Annotated in this window: 20 protein-coding genes and 1 riboswitch; of the genes, 10 read left to right on the top strand and 10 right to left on the bottom strand. The window is 59.8% G+C overall.

What is annotated here, in order from left to right:
• Positions 1–12: 12 nt before the first annotated feature.
• Genes ACA072_RS06770 through rpoE form a run of 3 tightly spaced genes read right to left on the bottom strand, consistent with a single transcriptional unit; the run spans position 13 to position 2,177 of the window.
• The gene (locus tag ACA072_RS06770; protein ID WP_497623714.1) at positions 13–969 is read right to left on the bottom strand and encodes a MucB/RseB C-terminal domain-containing protein; all 957 of its coding nucleotides are present in this window, start codon (positions 967–969) and stop codon (positions 13–15) included.
• 8 nt (positions 970–977) lie between these two features.
• Positions 978–1,565, bottom strand: coding sequence for a sigma-E factor negative regulatory protein (locus ACA072_RS06765; RefSeq protein ID WP_077749615.1), 588 nt, complete (start codon positions 1,563–1,565; stop codon positions 978–980).
• 30 nt (positions 1,566–1,595) lie between these two features.
• Positions 1,596–2,177, bottom strand: a complete 582-nt coding sequence (gene rpoE, locus ACA072_RS06760; protein WP_007944079.1) for an RNA polymerase sigma factor RpoE/AlgU — start codon at positions 2,175–2,177, stop codon at positions 1,596–1,598.
• Positions 2,178–2,735: 558 nt separating this feature from the next.
• Between rpoE and nadB the strand changes: the two genes are divergently transcribed.
• Complete coding sequence (gene nadB, locus ACA072_RS06755) at positions 2,736–4,352, top strand: L-aspartate oxidase (RefSeq protein ID WP_497623713.1); 1,617 nt, start codon at positions 2,736–2,738, stop codon at positions 4,350–4,352.
• Here the strand turns inward: nadB and ACA072_RS06750 are convergent.
• Entirely contained in the window at positions 4,321–4,773 is a 453-nt protein-coding gene (locus ACA072_RS06750) for a protein YgfX (protein WP_497623712.1), read from the bottom strand. The two genes, nadB and ACA072_RS06750, sit on opposite strands and share 32 nt — an antisense overlap.
• Entirely contained in the window at positions 4,757–5,011 is a 255-nt protein-coding gene (locus tag ACA072_RS06745; protein WP_007944081.1) for an FAD assembly factor SdhE, read from the bottom strand. The genes ACA072_RS06750 and ACA072_RS06745 overlap by 17 nt, the downstream gene beginning before the upstream one ends.
• Positions 5,012–5,160: 149 nt before the next feature.
• On the opposite strand from ACA072_RS06745, the gene ygfZ reads away from it, so the two are divergent.
• The gene (gene ygfZ, locus ACA072_RS06740) at positions 5,161–6,102 is read left to right on the top strand and encodes a CAF17-like 4Fe-4S cluster assembly/insertion protein YgfZ (RefSeq protein ID WP_497623711.1); all 942 of its coding nucleotides are present in this window, start codon (positions 5,161–5,163) and stop codon (positions 6,100–6,102) included.
• 35 nt (positions 6,103–6,137) lie between these two features.
• Positions 6,138–6,959 carry an HDOD domain-containing protein gene (locus ACA072_RS06735; RefSeq protein WP_497623710.1) on the top strand — a complete coding sequence of 274 codons (822 nt, stop codon included), beginning with the start codon at positions 6,138–6,140 and terminating at the stop codon, positions 6,957–6,959.
• A gap of 130 nt (positions 6,960–7,089) precedes the next feature.
• On the opposite strand, the gene ACA072_RS06730 is transcribed toward ACA072_RS06735, so the two are convergent.
• Both ACA072_RS06730 and ACA072_RS06725 read right to left on the bottom strand, forming a co-directional pair.
• Positions 7,090–8,478 carry a sensor histidine kinase gene (locus tag ACA072_RS06730; protein WP_497623709.1) on the bottom strand — a complete coding sequence of 463 codons (1,389 nt, stop codon included), beginning with the start codon at positions 8,476–8,478 and terminating at the stop codon, positions 7,090–7,092.
• Complete coding sequence (locus tag ACA072_RS06725; protein WP_007898613.1) at positions 8,471–9,142, bottom strand: response regulator; 672 nt, start codon at positions 9,140–9,142, stop codon at positions 8,471–8,473. Before ACA072_RS06725 ends, ACA072_RS06730 begins: the two co-directional genes overlap by 8 nt.
• 235 nt (positions 9,143–9,377) lie before the next feature.
• Here ACA072_RS06725 and ACA072_RS06720 point away from each other — a divergent pair, with 235 nt between their 5' ends.
• From ACA072_RS06720 to ACA072_RS06700, 5 genes are read left to right on the top strand one after another with little or no spacing between them, the layout of a single operon-like run.
• Positions 9,378–10,670: an OprD family porin gene (locus ACA072_RS06720; protein WP_497623708.1), complete on the top strand. Its 1,293-nt coding sequence runs from the start codon at positions 9,378–9,380 to the stop codon at positions 10,668–10,670.
• A gap of 39 nt (positions 10,671–10,709) precedes the next feature.
• On the top strand, positions 10,710–11,687 hold the full coding sequence (locus ACA072_RS06715; RefSeq protein WP_497623707.1) for a Bug family tripartite tricarboxylate transporter substrate binding protein: 978 nt from the start codon (positions 10,710–10,712) through the stop codon (positions 11,685–11,687).
• Positions 11,688–11,746: 59 nt separating this feature from the next.
• On the top strand, positions 11,747–12,205 hold the full coding sequence (locus ACA072_RS06710) for a tripartite tricarboxylate transporter TctB family protein (RefSeq protein ID WP_497623706.1): 459 nt from the start codon (positions 11,747–11,749) through the stop codon (positions 12,203–12,205).
• Position 12,206: 1 nt separating this feature from the next.
• Complete coding sequence (locus tag ACA072_RS06705) at positions 12,207–13,721, top strand: tripartite tricarboxylate transporter permease (protein ID WP_497623705.1); 1,515 nt, start codon at positions 12,207–12,209, stop codon at positions 13,719–13,721.
• Positions 13,714–14,754 carry an AbrB family transcriptional regulator gene (locus tag ACA072_RS06700; RefSeq protein ID WP_497623704.1) on the top strand — a complete coding sequence of 347 codons (1,041 nt, stop codon included), beginning with the start codon at positions 13,714–13,716 and terminating at the stop codon, positions 14,752–14,754. Before ACA072_RS06705 ends, ACA072_RS06700 begins: the two co-directional genes overlap by 8 nt.
• Positions 14,755–14,869: 115 nt before the next feature.
• Here ACA072_RS06700 and ung read toward each other — a convergent pair whose 3' ends face one another.
• On the bottom strand, positions 14,870–15,565 hold the full coding sequence (ung, locus tag ACA072_RS06695; protein ID WP_497623703.1) for a uracil-DNA glycosylase: 696 nt from the start codon (positions 15,563–15,565) through the stop codon (positions 14,870–14,872).
• Between the two features lie 132 nt (positions 15,566–15,697).
• Here ung and dspII point away from each other — a divergent pair, with 132 nt between their 5' ends.
• Positions 15,698–16,810: an enoyl-CoA hydratase/isomerase DspII gene (gene dspII / locus ACA072_RS06690; protein WP_497623702.1), complete on the top strand. Its 1,113-nt coding sequence runs from the start codon at positions 15,698–15,700 to the stop codon at positions 16,808–16,810.
• 119 nt (positions 16,811–16,929) lie between these two features.
• Here dspII and ACA072_RS06685 read toward each other — a convergent pair whose 3' ends face one another.
• Both ACA072_RS06685 and ACA072_RS06680 read right to left on the bottom strand, forming a co-directional pair.
• Positions 16,930–17,373: a hypothetical protein gene (locus tag ACA072_RS06685; RefSeq protein WP_497623701.1), complete on the bottom strand. Its 444-nt coding sequence runs from the start codon at positions 17,371–17,373 to the stop codon at positions 16,930–16,932.
• Positions 17,374–17,540: 167 nt separating this feature from the next.
• The gene (locus ACA072_RS06680; RefSeq protein WP_497623700.1) at positions 17,541–17,783 is read right to left on the bottom strand and encodes a hypothetical protein; all 243 of its coding nucleotides are present in this window, start codon (positions 17,781–17,783) and stop codon (positions 17,541–17,543) included.
• A 276-nt stretch (positions 17,784–18,059) separates the two neighbouring features.
• Positions 18,060–18,160, top strand: a riboswitch (guanidine-I (ykkC/yxkD leader).
• Positions 18,161–18,222: 62 nt separating this feature from the next.
• Here ACA072_RS06680 and ACA072_RS06675 point away from each other — a divergent pair.
• Positions 18,223–19,290, top strand: a complete 1,068-nt coding sequence (locus tag ACA072_RS06675) for a putative urea ABC transporter substrate-binding protein (RefSeq protein ID WP_497623699.1) — start codon at positions 18,223–18,225, stop codon at positions 19,288–19,290.
• The last annotated feature ends 14 nt before the right edge of the window (positions 19,291–19,304 follow it).

Below are 19,304 nucleotides of genomic sequence, written 5' to 3'. Positions count from 1 at the left end.
GATATCAGCCCACTACTTGGTTGCAGTGGCATCGGAGCGCATGGACAGCGCAATCCGTTCAGCAGTACCAATTGGTATTTCACCGACCACAGTCACCATCATCTCGCCTTGAGGGGTCGTCAAGCGTCGAGATACAGCAACGGTTGGGCCTAACTGGGTGCGGGTGTCAGTGATGGTGGCACCGTTCAATGGCTCAAGGAATACCGAGAACCGTGCCAGACCGTCGTCGTACATCAGACTGTTGACCTGGGTTTTGGTCTCTGGATCCTTGCGGGAGCTGCTGCTGGTCAACTCGAAACCGGGGGGAAGCCAGTCCGAATGCCAAACTTGGGCGGCCTTGACGGCGGAAGCCTTGTCACTGTCGAGGTTGACAGCCTTGCAGTCGTCGCCTGCCTGCAAGTCACTGTCAGACGGAACGCTGGTGGTATTCAACTGAGTGAATTGAAAACGCTCCAGCAACTGCCCTTTGTCATTAAGCAGCAATGACTTCAGCGGCAAGCCGGTTTCCTTATCCAAGTGAAGTTCAAAACCGTAACGATGCTGATCACGTGGTTTAAGTGAAACAATCACTGCCGCACGCCCAGCCACACGCGACTTGCCAATGACGGCAAGCTCATACCAATTTTTCAGCTTTTGTGGATCGAGTGCACGAGCCGCAGAATTAGGTGAGTCCCCAAGCCCTGCTATCAGGGCGCCGCTGACGCATTGAGTATGTCCATCAATGCGCACGACTTCCTGTGCGGAGCCGTCGAGCTGGAGTAAACGCTCGCGGACCTTGCCATCCTGGACACGATGCCAAATGTTATGGGTAGAAAAACTACCGTTACGCTCGTATACGAAAGTGCCGTGAAAGCTTTGCTGTTGCTCGGCCTGACCAAGACGGGTCAACCAGTCCTGGGCTTCATCGGCGTGGGCTGGAACAACAAACCAGCCACCGAGCAGAAGCGAAAGTAGAGGTATGGCGCGCATGATCCTCCTTAACGGTTTTCCAAGCTTGCTGCACGAGCGTAAGGCAGAGCGCTCTCAGTACCTTTCAGTGCAGCTTGTTGAGCATGTTGGCGCAAGTAACCTGGCAGACGCTGATCATGCCAGCCTGGCTGACCTTGCAATACGCCGTTGGCCATAGGGCCAGTGGCTTCCGAACTCTCATTGTAGCCTGCCAATACAGCTGGACCCTTGACCTGAGGAACGGCCAGACCCGGCTGACTGGATTGCTGAGCCAGCTCGACACCCGCGATCTCGTCCTGGTTGTACAGACGCACACCTGCCAGCACGGCAACGGTCACCGAAGCAGCGACAGCCAGACGACCCAGGCTGCGCCATGGACCACGGGAGGCTTTAGCCGGTACGGCTTCGTCGGCCAGAGCAGCAGAAACTGCCGCGGCGATGTCCAGACGTGGAAGCAGCAAATCCTTGTGCATAACTGCCCGAGCGATCTGATAACGAGCCCATGTTTCACGGGTTTCAACATCGTCAAAGGCATTTAATACCCGACGCAATTCCAGTTCGTCCGCTTCGTTATCCATCACTGCGGACAGCGATTCCTGCAGGGCTTCACGACTCATGGCGTTCCTCTCTTGGCTATCGCCGCTGTCTCAGTTTTCCTGCAACAACGGCTGCAGGGCTTTATCGATGGCCTCCCGAGCGCGGAAAATCCGGGAGCGCACGGTACCCACCGGACACTGCATGACTGCCGCAATGTCCTCGTAACTCAGACCATCGAATTCACGTAAAGTTAACGCCGTACGCAAATCTTCTGGCAGTTGCTGAATGGTTCGATGGACGGTGCCTTCGATCTCATCCCGCAGCAATGCACGCTCTGGCGACTCGAGATCCTTGAGGCCATGATCGCCATCGTAGAACTCTGCATCTTCGGAACTGACATCGCTATCCGGCGGCCGACGGCCGCGTGAAACCAGATAATTCTTCGCCGTGTTGATGGCGATGCGGTAAAGCCACGTATAAAACGCGCTGTCTCCGCGAAAGTTTCCAAGTGCGCGGTAGGCCTTGATAAAGGCTTCCTGTGCCACATCCTGGGCTTCATGGGTGTCGTGCACGAAACGCACGATCAACCCGAGAATTTTGTGCTGGTATTTCAGCACTAGCAGATCGAAAGCTCGCTTGTCGCCGCGTTGAACGCGCTCGACGAGCTGCTGATCCTCTTCCTGGGTTAGCATGAACACTCCTCGATAAGCTCGGAGGAGGCTTGCATAACTAAACGACCAGACTTGCAAACATAGACTCGGGCTTTTCGCAAAAGTTCTCCCCCTCCAAGCAAGTTTCCTGCGGGCTCTGATTTGGCACGCACGAAAAGCGCAGCTCGGCATGACCCGGCTGCGCGAATAATCTTGTTGTCGGATTCACTGGCAAGGACCAAACCACAGGTCCCGTCCTGAAACCGACACTGTCCTTCTTTTCAGGCACCGTCTATTGATCTTGGGCCTTTGGCAAAAGTTCCAAATATTTATAGACGGGCGAAAGGGGCATTGTGCAACCGTGAACAGAAAAAGACTGTTAAATCGTTGATACAGTCGCCTTGTCCCCGAACCGGGGGGAAAACCATCCGACGAAGCGTCAGGTATTTTCCGTCACAGTAGTTTCACAATGCCATACGCGCTCGGGTATTGTGCCGCTCCCCCCCTCTATATACTAGTGGGCTGTGTGGCTGCCTTGACTCGCCGTTCCAGGAGTCTTGCGCCAACCCCGACCCGGGTCGCTTTGAGCGGAATCCTGAAATGAGCCAACAGTTTCAACACGATGTTCTGGTCATTGGCAGCGGCGCTGCCGGTTTGAGCCTTGCGCTGACCTTGCCCGGACATTTGCGCATCGCCGTACTGAGCAAGGGCGACCTCGCCAACGGCTCGACTTTCTGGGCCCAGGGCGGCGTCGCTGCCGTTCTGGATGATACCGATACTGTCGAATCCCACGTCGACGACACCCTCAATGCCGGCGGTGGGCTCTGCCACGAAGACGCCGTGCGTTTTACCGTCGAGCACAGTAAAGAAGCCATCCAATGGCTGATCGACCAAGGCGTACCGTTTACCCGTGATGAACAGTCCGGCACCGAAGACGGCGGATTCGAGTTTCACCTGACCCGCGAAGGCGGTCACAGTCATCGGCGCATCATTCACGCCGCCGATGCCACGGGCGCAGCGATCTTCAGAACCTTGCTCGCCCAGGCCAGACTGAGACCCAACATCGAACTGCTGGAACAGCGGGTCGCCATCGACCTGATCACCGAAAAACGCCTGGGCCTCGAAGGCGATCGCTGCCTCGGCGCTTACGTGCTGAATCGCGGCACCGGTGAAGTCGACACCTACGGCGCACGGTTCGTGATCCTCGCCTCCGGTGGCGCGGCCAAGGTCTACCTCTATACCAGCAACCCCGACGGTGCTTGCGGTGACGGCATCGCCATGGCGTGGCGTTCGGGCTGCCGGGTGGCGAATCTGGAATTCAACCAGTTTCACCCGACCTGCCTTTATCACCCGCAAGCCAAAAGTTTTCTGATCACCGAAGCCCTGCGCGGCGAAGGTGCACATCTCAAGCTGCCGAACGGCGAACGCTTCATGCAGCGCTTCGACCCACGCGCCGAACTCGCGCCCCGGGACATCGTCGCTCGCGCCATCGACCATGAGATGAAGCGCCTGGGTGTCGACTGCGTCTATCTGGACATCAGCCACAAGCCCGAAGCGTTCATCAAGACGCACTTCCCAACGGTGTATGAACGCTGCCTCGAGTTTTCCATCGACATCACCAAGCAACCGATCCCGGTGGTTCCGGCGGCGCATTACACCTGCGGCGGGGTGATGGTCGATCAGAACGGTCGCACCGACGTACCGGGCCTGTATGCCATCGGCGAAACCAGTTTCACCGGCCTGCACGGCGCCAACCGCATGGCCAGCAACTCGTTGCTGGAGTGTTTCGTCTACGCCCGTTCGGCGGCGGCGGACATTCTTGAACAGTTGCCGCAAGTGTCGATTCCAATCGCCCTGCCCGTCTGGGATGCCAGCCAGGTCACCGACTCCGACGAAGACGTGATCATTGCGCACAACTGGGATGAATTGCGGCGATTCATGTGGGACTACGTCGGCATCGTGCGCACCAACAAGCGCCTGCAACGCGCGCAGCACCGCGTGCGGTTGCTGCTGGACGAGATTGACGAGTTCTACAGCAACTATAAGGTCAGTCGGGATTTGATCGAGCTGCGTAACCTGGCCCAGGTGGCGGAGCTGATGATCCAGTCCGCCATGGAGCGCAAGGAAAGTCGCGGCCTGCATTACACCCTCGACTACCCAAATATGCTGCCGGTCGCGCTGGACACTATTCTGGTGCCGCCCACCTACGCCGACTGAATGCGAGCCTCACCCGCAGGCGTCGGTGCACATCCGCCGCCTGCGAGTCCCGGGGAACGCAGATCGATCTGACTTGCCGCTCGCCTCGCAGTCGAAAACGCAGCACCACGACCAACGGCAACGCCAGGCTGTCCGGACGCAACTGCACAGGCTGCCAGCCTGAGGCCTGATTCCACAATTGCCAGCCATCGGCATCGCGTCGCAAGCCGCGGTATGCCTGTGGATGCGTCAGCAGAATCTGTCGCGCCAGCAGCCAAACACCGTGAACCACGCACAGCGCAATGCCGAGCAGACTGGCCCAAAGCGGTATAGAAAGAAGAAACAGCGAACCCAGCGCGAACAGCTGGGCCACAAGATACGCCGCCAGCAACTGCCGTGAGGCATGCCAGCGGCATTCGAACGCATTACTTGGGCTGGACACGATCCAGGATCATGCGAACCATGCGCTGAAGCTCCGGATCTTCCGATTCGGCGCGCTCCATGAACCAGCCGAACATGTCCTGATCTTCGCATTCGAGCAGCTTGCGGTAGCAATCGCGGTCGACGTCGTTGAGGTGCGGGTAGACCTCTTTCACGAACGGCACCAGCAATACGTCAAGCTCGAGCATGCCGCGGCGGCTGTGCCAGTAGAGGCGATTCAGTTCAACATCTTCGACCATGGAGCGCTCCTCAAATAGGCGGCAAGTATACAGCCCCGAGCCCGGTCGAACACTCGGCTTTGGTCGGGCGCCATCGATCCTTTGTGAACTACCCATTTCGAGAGCGCCCCCTTATGATGTCCCCCAGACTCTTTACCCTGCGATGACCCATGGCCGATTCTGCTTTTTTCTGCACCCTGTCCCATGAAGGCGTTCTTGCAGTCCGCGGCGCGGACGCCAGCAAATTCCTGCAAGGCCAATTGACCTGCAACCTCAATTACCTGAGCGACACCCAGGCCAGTCTCGGTGCCCGCTGCACGCAGAAAGGCCGGATGCAATCGAGTTTCCGCATTGTGCTGGAAGGTGACGGCGTTCTGCTGGCAATGGCCACCGAGCTGCTTGAGCCACAGTTGGCGGACCTGAAAAAGTATGCCGTGTTCTCCAAATCCAAACTGACCGATGAAAGCGCCGCCTGGGTCCGCTTTGGCCTCGATCATGGCGATGCCGCACTGAGCAGCCTGGGACTTGAGTTGCCGGCAGACACCGACAGCGTCGCGCGCCATGAAGGTGTGATCGCCATTCGCGTTTCGCCGGATCGCGCCGAACTGTGGGCCGCTGCCGATCAAGCCGACACCATCAAGGGCAAGCTGTCCGCCCTGCTGGCCGAAGGCACTCTGAATCAATGGCTGCTTGGCCAGATCCGCGCAGGGATCGGCCAGGTCATGCCGAGTACCCGCGAGTTGTTCATCCCGCAGATGCTCAACCTGCAAGCCGTCGGTGGCGTGAGTTTCAAAAAGGGTTGCTACACCGGCCAGGAAATCGTCGCGCGCATGCAGTACCTGGGCAAACTCAAGCGCCGCTTGTATCGCCTGACACTGGATGCCAACGAATTGCCCGAGCCCGGCACGCCACTGTTTTCTCCGTCCCACGGCAGCTCCATCGGCGAAGTGGTGCTGGCCGCCAACGCCGGGCAAAACATTGAACTCCTGGCCGTGCTGCAAGCCGAAGCAGCAGAAGGTGGCGATATTCATCTGGGCGCCCTTGAAGGGCCGGCCCTGCACCTGCTCGACCTGCCTTATCAACTGGATCGCGATCGCGAAATCCAGCGTTAACCGCAGCACTTGTTGCAACACCCTAGAGAAAAGAAATGAGCGAGCTGGCGGATAAGGTCCAACAGGATTTGGTTGAGGCCATCGATAACGATGACCTGGTTCTGCCAACGTTACCGGAAGTGGCCCTGCAGATTCGCAAGGCTGCTGAAGATCCGGAAGTCAGTGTCAGCGCCCTGAGCAAAGTGATCGGCCGTGATACGGCGTTGTCGGCGCGCCTGATCAAAGTGGTCAATAGCCCGCTGCTGCGCGCGACTCAGGAAGTCACTGACCTGCACACGGCGATCACACGACTGGGCGTCAACTACAGCAGTAATCTGGCGATCGGTCTGGTGATGGAACAGATTTTCCACGCCCGCTCTGAGGTGGTGGAACAGAAAATGCGCGATGTCTGGCGTAAAAGCCTGGAAATCGCCGGGGTCAGCTATGCGCTGTGCCGCAGTTACACGCAGCTCAAGCCTGATCAGGCAGCCCTTGGCGGGCTGGTGCATCAAATTGGTGTACTGCCGATCCTGACCTATGCCGAAGACCATTATGAATTGCTGTCTGACCCGGTCAGCCTCAACCATGTCATCGACCGCATTCATCCCTTGATCGGCGACAAGCTGCTCAGGGTCTGGGAGTTTCCGGAAATGCTGGTGCAGTTGCCGGGGTTGTACCTGGATTTCAAGCGCCAGTCGGAGCGGGTCGATTATGTCGATCTGGTGCAGGTGGCCAGCTTGTATTGCCACAAGGACACCGATCACCCGCTGGCGCGTATTGACGCGTTCAGTGTGCCGGCGTTCAAGAAACTGGGGATCGACCCGGAGAATGAGTCGATGTGCCGGGATCTGGAAGAGTCGCGGTCGATGTTTTATTGATCAAGACCGCAGCGCCCCCTTCGCGAGCAAGCCCGCTCCCACACTGATTCGAATCGAACACAAATACTGTGTCCGCTGGAGATCAAATGTGGGAGCGGGCTTGCTCGCGAAGGGGCGATGACAGACACCATCACTCCCCCGCAATAAAACTCACCCGCACCTTCAACCCTGCCGACTCACCATCGTGCAGGCTGATCTGTGCCAGGTGCGCGCGACAGATCTCGCCGACAATCGCCAACCCGAGCCCCGAACCAGCGACCTGCTGATTACGCCGGTAAAAGCGCTCGAACACCCGGTCCCGCTCATCAATGGGAATCCCTGGCCCGTCGTCTTCGACCTCCAGCACCGCCGGCGCCGTGACCCGCAGAATCACATTGCCGCCCGGTGGCGTGTGAGCGAGGGCGTTGTCCACCAGGTTGCTCAGCAATTCGTTCAACAGCGTCGGCTCGCCGCGCAGCCACACCGGTTCGTCCGCTTCCAGCGCCAGGGCTACGCCGCGTGCGTGGGCCAAGGGCGCCATGGCCATGCCCAGTTCGCGCGCCAACTGACTCAGGTCCAACAACTGTGCGCCGCCCTCGGCAATCGCCCGGGCTCCGTTTTCTACCCGCGCCAGCGAAAGCAATTGATTGGCCAGGTGCGTCAGACGATCGGTACCTTGGGCAGCGGTTTCCAGGGTACTGCGCCAGGTTTGCGGTTCGTTTGAACGCAGGCCCAGTTCGAGTCGCGCCTTGAGCGCCGCCAACGGCGTACGCAATTCATGCGCGGCATCGGCAATAAACTGCGCCTGCCGCTCGAACTGCCCGCGCAGACGCTCGGTAAAGTGATTGAGCGCGCGCACCAGCGGCCACAACTCGTGCTGCACTTCCACCAGTGGCAACGGCCGCAAATCATCCGACTGACGCTCTTCCACCGCCGTGCGCAAGCGCTCCAGTGGACGCAACGCCGCGCTGACTGCAAACCACACCATCAACAACGCACCGACCGCCAGCATGCCCAAACGCAGCAAGGTGTCTGTCGCCAGACTGCGGGCCATGGCGACCCGCGCCTCGTCGGTTTCCGCGACGCGGATTTCCGCCATGCCGTTCATGTTCGGCTCGCTCACGGGCTTGAGCAGGCTTACCACGCGTACGTTCTGCCCTCTGTATTGGGCGTTATAGAAGCGTGCAAGTGCCGGATAGTCATCGGTACGTGGCGTTCCCGGGGGCGGTGGCGGGAGGTTTTCGTAACCGGAAATCAGCTTCTGATTGATGTCGTTGACCAGGTAAAAAATCCGCCCGGCGCTGTCGTAGGCGAATGTATCGAGGGCGACGTAAGGCACGTCGGCACTGAGGCTGCCATCGCGTTGGGACACGCCGGCGGCAATGGTTCGCGCCGACGCCAGCAGGGTCCGGTCATAGGCCGTGTCGGCAGCTTCGCGACCATTCCAGTACGCGCTCAAACCACTGGCGAGCATTAACACCACCAACAACAGCGCGAGGTTCCACAGCAACCGCCAGCGCAGGCTGCTGGGCTTATGCATCGCGGCTTTCCAGCAAATAGCCGAGGCCGCGGAAGGTCACAATGGCGACCGGTTGGCCGTCGAGTTTCTTGCGCAGGCGATGGACGTAGATTTCGATGGCGTCCGGGCTGGCTTCTTCATCCAGGCCAAACACCTGAGCAGCCAGTTGCTCTTTGCTCATCACCCGACCGGGCCGGGCGATCAACGCTTCGAGGACCGCCTGTTCGCGGGAGGTCAGGGTCAGCAATTCCTCACCGAGGGTGAAGCGCCGAGTATCCAGATCGTAGGCCAGCACGCCGCAGCGCTGCTGACGCTCACCGCCCAGCACACTACGCCGCAACAAGGCTTTGACCCGTGCTTCAAGTTCGGTCAGTTCGAAAGGTTTGGCGAGGTAATCATCAGCACCGAGGTTGAGCCCGTGAACCCGGTCCTTGACGTCGCTGCGCGCGGTCAGCATCAACACCGGCAGGTTCTTGCCCCGGGCCCGCAGGCGCGCCAGCACTTCGAATCCATCCATGCGCGGCAGGCCGACATCGAGGATCGCCACCGCGTACTCCTCGCTGCTCAAGGCCAGGTCGGCCGCCACGCCGTCGTGCAGCACATCCACGGTCAGCCCGGTGCTCTTGAGCGCCTGGGCGACACTTTCGGCGAGCTGCAGATGGTCTTCGACGAGCAGGACACGCATGGATCTTTACCTCATTCAGGGATGGTCGACGCCATTCTTTGGCGCGGAGTTTACAGCTGCATCCGCCACTGTGAAGTCTGAACACCGCGAAAGTCTGCTGAAAGGTTAGCGAAAGGTTAGCCCGTTAGAGTCCAACTACGGACAGTTTCGACTGCCGTCGCTACGCACATAGCGATACGAAAAACGCCTCGAAGCGTTTTCGCCAAATAAGAACAATAAAACGGAGTATTTCACGATGCTGTCTACGCAGCCTCAGGCTCGCCCGCCTGTTCGTTTTTCTCGCCTCAGCCACACCGCCCTCGCCAGTGCCGCCGCCTTCGCCGGCTTTTCGCCCTTGGCCCAGGCTGCCTTCTTCGAAGACAGTACGGCAACCCTCGAAACCCGCAACATGTATTTCAACCGTGACTTTCGCGACGGCACCAGCGCCCAGCAATCGAAGCGGGACGAATGGGCTCAGGGGTTCATGCTCAATCTGCAATCGGGTTACACCGACGGTACCGTGGGGTTCGGTGTCGATGCGTTGGGCATGCTCGGCGTCAAACTCGATTCGAGTCCGGACCGCACCGGTACCGGCCTGCTACCGACCCACGATGACGGTCGCGCGGCGGATGAATATTCCAAACTGGGCCTGACCGGCAAAGTGAAAATCTCGGCGACGGAACTGAAGATCGGCAGCCTGATTCCGGAGCTGCCGATCCTCAAGCCCAACGACGGGCGCATCCTGCCGCAGACGTTTGAAGGCGGCCTGTTGACCTCCAAAGAGATCAAGAACCTGACCTTCACCGGCGGGCGACTGGAAAAAGCCAAGGACCGCGACAGCACCGATTTCGAGGACATTGCCCTCAACAACAAGAACAGCCGCTTCGCCGGCACCGCGGCCGGTAAACACTTCGACTTTGGCGGCGTGGACTACAAGTTCACCGACAAGATCACCGGCAGTTACCACTTTGCGCAACTCGATGAAGTCTATAACCAGCACTTCCTCGGCATGGTGGCCTCGGAAAAGTTCGGCCCTGGCACCTTCGGCACCGACCTGCGCCTGGCCATCAGTGACGATCAGGGCGCAGCCCGTGGCGGCAAGATCGACAACAAATCCCTCAACGGTCTGGTGAGCTATGCCCTGAGCGGGCATAAATTCAGTGCCGGTTATCAGCACATGTCCGGCGACAGCGCGTTCCCGTACGTTGATGGCAGCGATCCATACCTCGTCAACTTCGTGCAGATCAACGACTTTGCCGGCGCCGAAGAACGCTCCTGGCAGGCGCGCTACGACTTTGACTTTGCCCGGCTCGGCATTCCCGGCCTCAGTTTCATGAGCCGTTACCTCAGCGGTGACAACATCAAGCTCAAGAACGGCGACGAAGGCAAAGAGTGGGAGCGCAACACCGAGATTAAATATGTTGTACAAAGCGGCGCCCTCAAGGACGTTGCCGTACGCCTGCGTAATGCCACCTACCGTTCCAACTACTCCGCTCGCGATGCCGATGAAGTGCGTCTGCTGGTGAGCTATAGCGTTGCCCTTTGGTAATTCAGTACGTCCATAACAAAAACTCTTAAGGAGACAAAGATGAACTTATCACTGCGTAAAGTTGCTCTCGCCGCCAGCTGCATGCTGTTCGCCGGCCAACTGATGGCCGAGCCAAAACGCCCTGAATGCATCGCCCCGGCCTCACCAGGCGGCGGTTTCGACCTGACCTGTAAACTGGCGCAAAGCGCGCTGGTGAACGAAAAACTGCTGACCAAGCCGATGCGCGTGACCTACATGCCCGGCGGTGTCGGTGCGGTGGCGTACAACGCGGTGGTTGCTCAACGTCCGGCCGACGCCGGCACGCTGGTGGCGTGGTCCAGCGGTTCGCTGCTGAACCTGGCCCAGGGCAAGTTCGGTCGTTTCGATGAAACCAACGTTCGCTGGCTGGCCGCCGTCGGCACCAGCTATGGCGCCATCGCGGTGAAAAGCGATTCGCCCTACAAGTCCCTGGACGATCTGGTCCAGGCGCTGAAGAAAGACCCGAGCAAAGTGGTGATCGGCTCCGGCGGCACCGTCGGTAGCCAGGACTGGATGCAGACCGCGCTGATCGCCAAGGCCGCCGGGATCAACCCGCGCGACCTGCGTTACGTCGCCCTCGAAGGCGGCGGTGAAATCGCCACCGCCCTGCTTGGCGGTCACATCCAGGTCGGCAGCACCGACATCTCCGACTCCATGCCGCACATCCAGAGCGGTGACATGCGCTTGCTCGCCGTGTTCTCGGAGAAGCGTCTGGACGAGCCGGAAATGAAAGACATCCCGACCGCCAAAGAGCAAGGCTACGACATCGTCTGGCCAGTGGTTCGCGGTTTCTACCTCGGGCCAAAGGTCAGCGACGAAGACTACGCCTGGTGGAAAGAAGCCTTCGACAAACTGCTGGCGTCCGAAGACTTCGCCAAGCTGCGCGATCAGCGTGAGCTCTTCCCGTTCGCCATGACCGGCCCGGAGCTGGACACCTACGTGAAGAAGCAAGTGTCGGATTACAAAGTGCTGGCCAAAGAGTTCGGCCTGATCCAGTGATCGCCTCTTTCTAGCGGTGGCGGTCCCGTTCTAGCAGGGCCGTCGCACAGGAGTTTCCCATGCTCTTACAACGCATTTTTGCTTCGGTGCTATTGCTGGCCTGTGTTGGTCTGGCACTGATGGCCTGGCCGTATCAGGCCGCATTTTCCTATGAACCGGTCGGGCCCCGTGCCTTCCCTTTGTTGATGCTCAGCCTGATGGGGCTGGGGCTGCTGTACATGCTGTTTCGCCCGACGCCGATCGTGCACAGCGAAGACGACCCGAAACTCGACCGTGAAACCCTGAACAAAATCGGCATCTGCGTGGTTCTGCTGCTGATCTTCGCCGGACTGTTCGAACCTCTGGGCTTCATTCTCAGCAGCATCCTGATCGGCATCCCGATGGCCCGTCTGTATGGCGGTCGCTGGGGCCTAAGCATCGTGGTCACCACGCTGATGAGCATTGGCCTCTACCTGCTGTTCGACAAGTTGATGGACGTGCCGCTGCCTCTGGGCCTGCTCGACGTTCTGGAGAACTGATATGGATACTTTTGCTTATTTGGGCCAAGGCTTCGGCGTCGCGCTGAGCCCGTACAACCTGGTGACTGCCCTCTGCGGCACCCTGATCGGCACCGTGGTTGGCCTGTTACCGGGCCTGGGGCCGATCAACGGCGTGGCCTTGCTGATCCCGATCGCCTTCGCCCTGGGTCTGCCGCCGGAGTCGGCGCTGATCCTCCTGGCAGCCGTGTACCTGGGTTGCGAATACGGCGGACGGATCAGTTCGATCCTGCTGAACATTCCCGGCGAAGCTTCCACCGTCATGACCACCCTCGACGGCTACCCGATGGCCCGCAAAGGCCTGGCTGGTGTGGCCCTGTCGCTGTCGGCGTGGAGTTCGTTCATCGGTGCTTTCATCGCCACCTGCGGCATGGTGCTGTTCGCGCCGTTGTTGGCGAAATGGGCGATTGCCTTCGGTCCGGCGGAATATTTCGTGCTGATGGTCTTCGCGATTGTCTGCCTTGGCGGCATGGCCGGCGATCGTCCATTGAAGACGTTCGTTGCCGCGCTGATCGGTCTGTTTCTGTCGACCGTCGGCATCGATGCCAACAGCGGCGTGTACCGTTTTACCGGGGACAACATTCATTTGACCGACGGTATTCAGTTCGTCGTTCTGGTGTTGGGCCTGTTCTCGATCAGTGAAATCCTCCTGCTGCTGGAAAAAACCCATCGTGGCCAGGAAGCGGTGAAAGCCACCGGCCGGATGATGTTCAACTTCAAGGAAGCGTCGTCGGTGTTCGTGGTGAATATCCGTTGCGGCCTGTTGGGCTTCATCATGGGCGTGCTGCCGGGTGCCGGCGCCACACTCGCCAGCGCCGTGGCCTACATGACCGAAAAACGCATCGCCGGTCCCAAGGGCACGTTCGGCCAGGGCGACATGCGCGGCCTCGCCGCACCGGAAACCGCGATCGGCGCCTCTGCGTGCGGCGCTCTGGTGCCGATGCTGACTCTCGGCGTTCCTGGCTCGGGCACCACGGCGGTGATGATCGGCGCCCTGTCGCTGTACAACATCACGCCGGGTCCGCTGTTGTTCCAGCAACAACCGGACATCGTCTGGGGCCTGATCGCGTCGTTGTTCATCGCCAACATCATGCTGGTGATCCTCAACATCCCGATGATCCGCATCTTCACCCGCATCCTCGCCGTGCCGAACTGGGCATTGGTACCAGTGATCGCGATCATCACCGGGATCGGCGTCTACGCGGTGCACGCCACCACCTTCGACCTGTTCCTGATGATCGGCATCGGCATCTTCGGTTACATCTTGCGCAAGCTAGACTTCCCGTTGTCGCCCGTGCTGCTGGGCTTCATTCTCGGTGGTTTGATGGAGCAGAACCTGCGTCGCGCGCTGTCGATCTCCAACGGTGCGCTGGAAATCCTCTGGTCGAGCCCGATCACCTTCGGTGTCTGGGTACTGACCGCGTTCATGCTGTTGATGCCGCTCCTGCGGATCTGGCGCAAACGTTCGGTTGCGCGGCGCGTTATCGCCGATGTCTGATCGAACACCTTTCAAAGCCTGGTGGGGTACGCCGCTGGTCGGCGCGCTGGGCGGTTACCTCGCCAGTCTCGTTGGCTGGCCGCTGCCGTGGATGGTCGGCTCGTTGCTGGCGATCATCCTGGTGCGCTGCCTGACACCCTGGCAATTGGCGGAAATCCCTGGCGGCCGCAAGTGCGGCCAGTGGGTTGTCGGCATCGGTATCGGCCTGCACTTCACGCCGGTGGTGATGGAGCAGGTGTTGAGTCACTTTGGTTTGATCTTCTTCGGTGCGTTGATCACCAGCCTGTCCGCCGTGGTCGGGGTCTGGCTGATGCGGCGCACCGGGGAGGATCGCGCCACCGCGTTCTTTTCCAGCATGCCCGGCGGCTCCGGGGAGATGGTCAACCTCGGCGCGCGCAACGGCGCGGTACTCAGTCGCGTGGCGGCGGGGCAAAGTCTGCGAGTGTTGGTGGTGGTGCTGTGTGTGCCGGCGGCCTTCAAGTACTTGCTGGGTTACGGCGCACCGATCTTGCATCCAACCGCCGTCAACGGGTGGTGGCTGGCCCTTCTATTCCCGGCAGGCGCGTTGGCGGCCTGGCTCTGGGAACGTCTTCGTCAACCCAATCCGTGGCTGTTCGGGCCGTTGCTGGTCAGTGCGGCAGTAAGCATTGGTTGGGATTTGCACATTGGCTTGCCCAATGGTGGCAGCCAGATCGGCCAATGGCTGATCGGCAGCGGTCTGGGCTGTCATTTCAATCGGCAGTTTTTCCGGCGGGCGCCTTCGTTCATGGGGCGGACTTTGATTGGCACAGTACTGACCATGTTGATCGCCACAGCGGCGGCACTGGGACTGAGCGCGCTGACGCATCTGGATTTGCGTTCGCTGACGCTGGGCATGATGCCCGGCGGTATTGCAGAAATGAGCCTGACGGCAGAGACCCTGCAATTGTCCGTACCGCTGGTGACGGCGATGCAGGTGATGCGGCTGTTGTTTGTGCTGTTTCTGGCGGAGCCGTTGTTCAGGTATTGGAATCGCGAGCCCGACGCCCTCTAACCTGATCGTTCCCGCGCTCTGCGTGGGAATGCCTCAACGGACGCTCCGCGTTCGGCTTTGGATGGGACGCAGAGCGTCCCGGGCAGCATTCCCACGCGGAGCGTGGGAACGATCATTAGGCGACTGGCGGCAACCGCCACTCAATCGGCGTTTCGCCATTCTGCTCAAGAAACTTGTTGGTACGGCTGAAATGCCCGCACCCAAGAAAACCGCGATAAGCGGACAGCGGTGATGGATGCACCGACGTCAGCACCAGGTGCTTGGTGGCATCGATCAGTTTCTGTTTGCTCTGTGCATGCGCGCCCCACAGCATGAACACCAGATGCGGTTGCTGCTGGCTGACCACTTCAATGATCCGATCCGTGAAAAACTGCCAGCCCTTGTCCTTGTGTGCATTGGCATTGGCTCGCTCCACCGTCATCGTGGTATTGAGCATCAACACGCCCTGCTCGGCCCAGCTCTGCAGGTAGCCGTGATTGGGGATGTCGATGTTCAGGTCACGTTTCAACTCTTTATAAATGTTCACCAGCGACGGCGGTGCCGGTACGCCCGGTTGCACCGAGAAGCACAACCCGTGGGCCTGTCCCGGGCCGTGATACGGGTCCTGGCCGAGAATGACGACCTTGACCTTGTCCAGCGGCGTGGAGTTAAGTGCGTTGAAAATCATCGGGCCCGGAGGATAGATCTCCTTGCCTGCCGCGCGCTCCTGCTGCAGGAAATTACGCAACTCTGCCATGTAGGGCTGGTCGAATTCGGCACGTAGCGCCTCCTTCCAGCTCGGTTCGAGTTTGATACGGTCATCAGCAGTCATGGTTACATCCGGCAAAAACAATGGGGCGAACCCTAGGAAAGCCCATCACGCTTGTCAATTGATCTGACGCAGATCCGGCACTTTCTTGTACAGCGATCATACTGAACGCTCAATTTCCCTATCGAGGTCACGATGAATCTGCACTTCGAAGAACTCACCGGCACCGACGGCGCGCGCATCGGCGTCGCCAGCCTGGATGCCGAAAAGTCGCTCAACGCCCTGTCCTTGCCAATGATCAACGCCCTGCGCGATCAGATGGACGCCTGGGCCAAGGATCCACAAATCGTCTGCGTTCTGTTGCGTGGCAACGGCGCCAAAGCCTTTTGCGCCGGCGGCGAAGTGCGCAGCCTGGTGGAAGCCTGTCGCGCTCACCCGGGGGAAGTGCCGCCCTTGGCCGCGCACTTCTTTGCGGCGGAGTATCGCCTGGACTTCAACTTGCACACCTACCCCAAACCGCTGATCTGCTGGGGTCATGGTTATGTGCTGGGCGGTGGCATGGGGTTGTTGCAAGGGGCAAGCATCCGGATCGTCACGCCGAGCAGCCGTCTGGCAATGCCGGAGATCAGTATCGGTCTGTACCCGGATGTCGGCGCCAGTTGGTTCCTGTCACGGTTGCCTGGCAAGCTCGGCATGTTCCTGGGACTGACCGGCGCGCACATGAACGGTCGCGATGCGATCGACCTGGACCTGGCCGACCGTTTCCTGCTCGATGAACAGCAAGAAGAGCTGATCGAAGGCTTGCTGCAATTGAACTGGCAGGAACAGACGCCGATGCAGCTCAACAGTCTGCTCAAGGCTTTGCAGCAGGAAGCCGTTGCGCAAATGCCCGAAGCGCAGTGGCTGCCCCGGCGCCAGCAGATCGATGAGCTGCTGGATGTCAGCGATGTGCGCTGCGCCTGGAAAGCCATCAGTCATCTGCGCGACCACACGGATCTGCTGTTCAGCCGAGCGGCGAAAACCATGACTGAAGGCTCGCCCCTGACCGCGCATCTGGTGTGGGAACAGATCGCACGCGCCCGGCACATGTCGTTGGCGGAGGTCTTTCAGATGGAATACACAATAAGCCTCAACTGCTGCCGTCATCCGGAGTTCAGCGAGGGGGTGCGGGCGCGGTTGATCGACAAGGATCAGAAACCTCATTGGCACTGGCAGGACGTCAACACGGTGCCGGATGCGGTGGTCGAAGCGCATTTCCACAAGGTCTGGGAAGGCCGGCATCCGCTGGCGGATTTGACGGAATACTAAAAAAAATGTGGGAGCCGGCTTGTTCGCGAAGAGGGTGTATCAGTCGACGATAATGCCGTCTGATACACCGCCTTCGCGAGCAAGCCCGCTCCCACAGGTATTGCGTTTATCGGATGAGGTTAACGACGGCCGCCTCGGCCATCGTGATCGCCGCGACCGTTATGGTCGCCTCTCCCGCCGTGGTTGTTGCGTCCGCCATGACCACGGTTGTCATTGCTCCAACCGCCGCGGTTCCGCCCGTCCCAACCATGGGCCCGGTAGTCGCCTCGTTGCGACTGGTAATAACGGGGTGCCGGTTGATAAACCCGCGGCTGGTGGTAGTACCGCGGTGTTGGCTGGTAGTACCGCGCCGGTGGCGCGTAGTACCGGCGTGGCTGCGTGTAGTAACCCCCGCCACCTGAATAATAAGGGCCGCCGCCGGAATAATAGGCTGGCGCTGGCGAGGTATAGACCTCGGAACTGTAGTAGCTGCCTCCTCCATCGGAATAGGGCACGCACGCACCAAGAGACAATCCCAATACTGCAATCAGAAGAATTCGGTGGACCTGTTTTCGACAGAGCATGGCGGCCTCCTGGACCGCGAGTGAGCCACACCAGCGACGCTGGCAGGCGACAGTCAATTATTCGGTGACTGTCGAAAGATCAGACATCGATTTCGGAATCCGGTGCGTTCTTGAAACAGATTGAAACAAGTCGCCGATGAAAGGTTTTTCATCTATTCACCCGCTGATTAACGGTGGCCACCGCGATATCCACCACCGTAATGACGTGGCCCGTGCCCGCCCCAATAGAAGTAACGATAGCCACCATAAAAGCGTGGGCCATAGTAATAGCGGGGACCGTAATAGTAGGAATAAGGGGAATAGCCGGGGTAGTAGTAAGGCGCGGAATAAACATCGTAGCCACCGGCGTAGTAATAGCAGCCGGACAAGCCCAGACCGAGAACAACACCGAACAACAGTCGACGAAACATGGCGGCCTCCTGAAAGACCACAACCGGAACAGGCCGGCTGACACCCCTTTTGACTGGCAACGCTGCGCCAAGTGCCGAGCGGCGCGGACCTTCAGATCAGCGGCCAGCCCGATCCATTGCGGTGCACCCACGCACCATCACAAGGCAACGCCGCCACCTCCCCCCAACACGCTAACCGCGTAATCCCCCGCGCTAGAGCCCTCAAGCCGACTTGGCACGGCTCTCGCTTTAGCAAACCCGTGCAGGAGTCATCACAGGTTCGCGGCACCACAATTTCCAATGGCTGACTAGGGTTCCGGCTCGCTAAGGCGAGTGGCTGGTCCGAGAGTTGGCGACCTCCAGTTGAGGTTACACGGCGGGACAAAAGCCCGGGAGACAAGCCACCGTTCGCGGTGCCGCGTTGACTCCTGCCCGCCCTTGATCAACTGGAGAACCACCCATGCTCAAGCTTCGTTTACCCGCCCTGCTCGCCGCTGCTTTCGCAGCCCTCGTGAGCGTCTCTTCCCAAGCCGCCCAGAAAGACCACTTCAGCGTCTGCTGGACCATCTACGCCGGCTGGATGCCGTGGGAGTACGCCGGCAGCCAAGGCATCGTCGACAAATGGGCGAAGAAGTACGGCATCAAGATCGATGTGGTGCAGCTCAACGACTACGTCGAATCCATCAACCAGTACACCGCCGGTCAGTTCGACGGCTGCACCATGACCAACATGGACGCGCTGACCATCCCGGCGGCCGGTGGCGTCGACAGCACCGCGCTGATCGTCAGCGACTTTTCCAACGGCAACGACGGCATCGTCCTCAAGGGCGACGGCAAGAAAGTCACCGACCTCAAAGGCATGGACGTCAATCTGGTCGAGCTGTCCGTCTCGCACTACCTGCTGGCTCGCGCGCTGGACTCGGTCGATCTCACCGAGAAAGACCTGAAAGTGGTCAACACCTCCGACGCCGATATCTCGGCCGCTTTCAACACCGATCAGGTCAACGCTGTCACCACCTGGAACCCGATGCTCTCGGACATCAAGGCCAAGCCCGGGGTGACCGAAGTCTTCAATTCCAGCCAGATCCCCGGCGAAATCATGGACATGATGGTGGTCAACAGCGCCACCCTCAAAGACAACCCGGCCCTGGGCAAGGCGCTGACCGGTGCATGGTTCGAAGTGGTCGAGTTGATGAACGCGAAAAACGCCGCCAGCCAAACCGCGCTTGAACACATGGCCAAAGCTTCGGGCACCGACCTGGCCGGTTTCCAGTCGCAACTCGACACCACCAAATTGTTCGCCACGCCCAAGGAAGCCCTGGACTTCTCCACCAGCAAGCAGTTGCCGGAAACCATGCGCAAAGTCGCCGAGTTCTCGTTCCAGCACGGCTTGCTCGGTGAAGGCGCCAAGGACACCAGCGCGGTCGGCATGGCCTTCGCCAATGGCGTGACCAGCGGCGACAAGACCAACCTCAAGCTGCGCTTCGACCCGACCTACGTGCAGATGGCCGCTGACGCCAAGCTGTAAACCGGAGGACTGGC

The sequence above is a fragment of the Pseudomonas sp. LBUM1656 genome, from assembly GCF_059716065.1.
The sequence above is the reverse complement of the archived record's forward strand: the minus strand, read 5'-3'. Positions and strand labels throughout refer to the sequence as shown.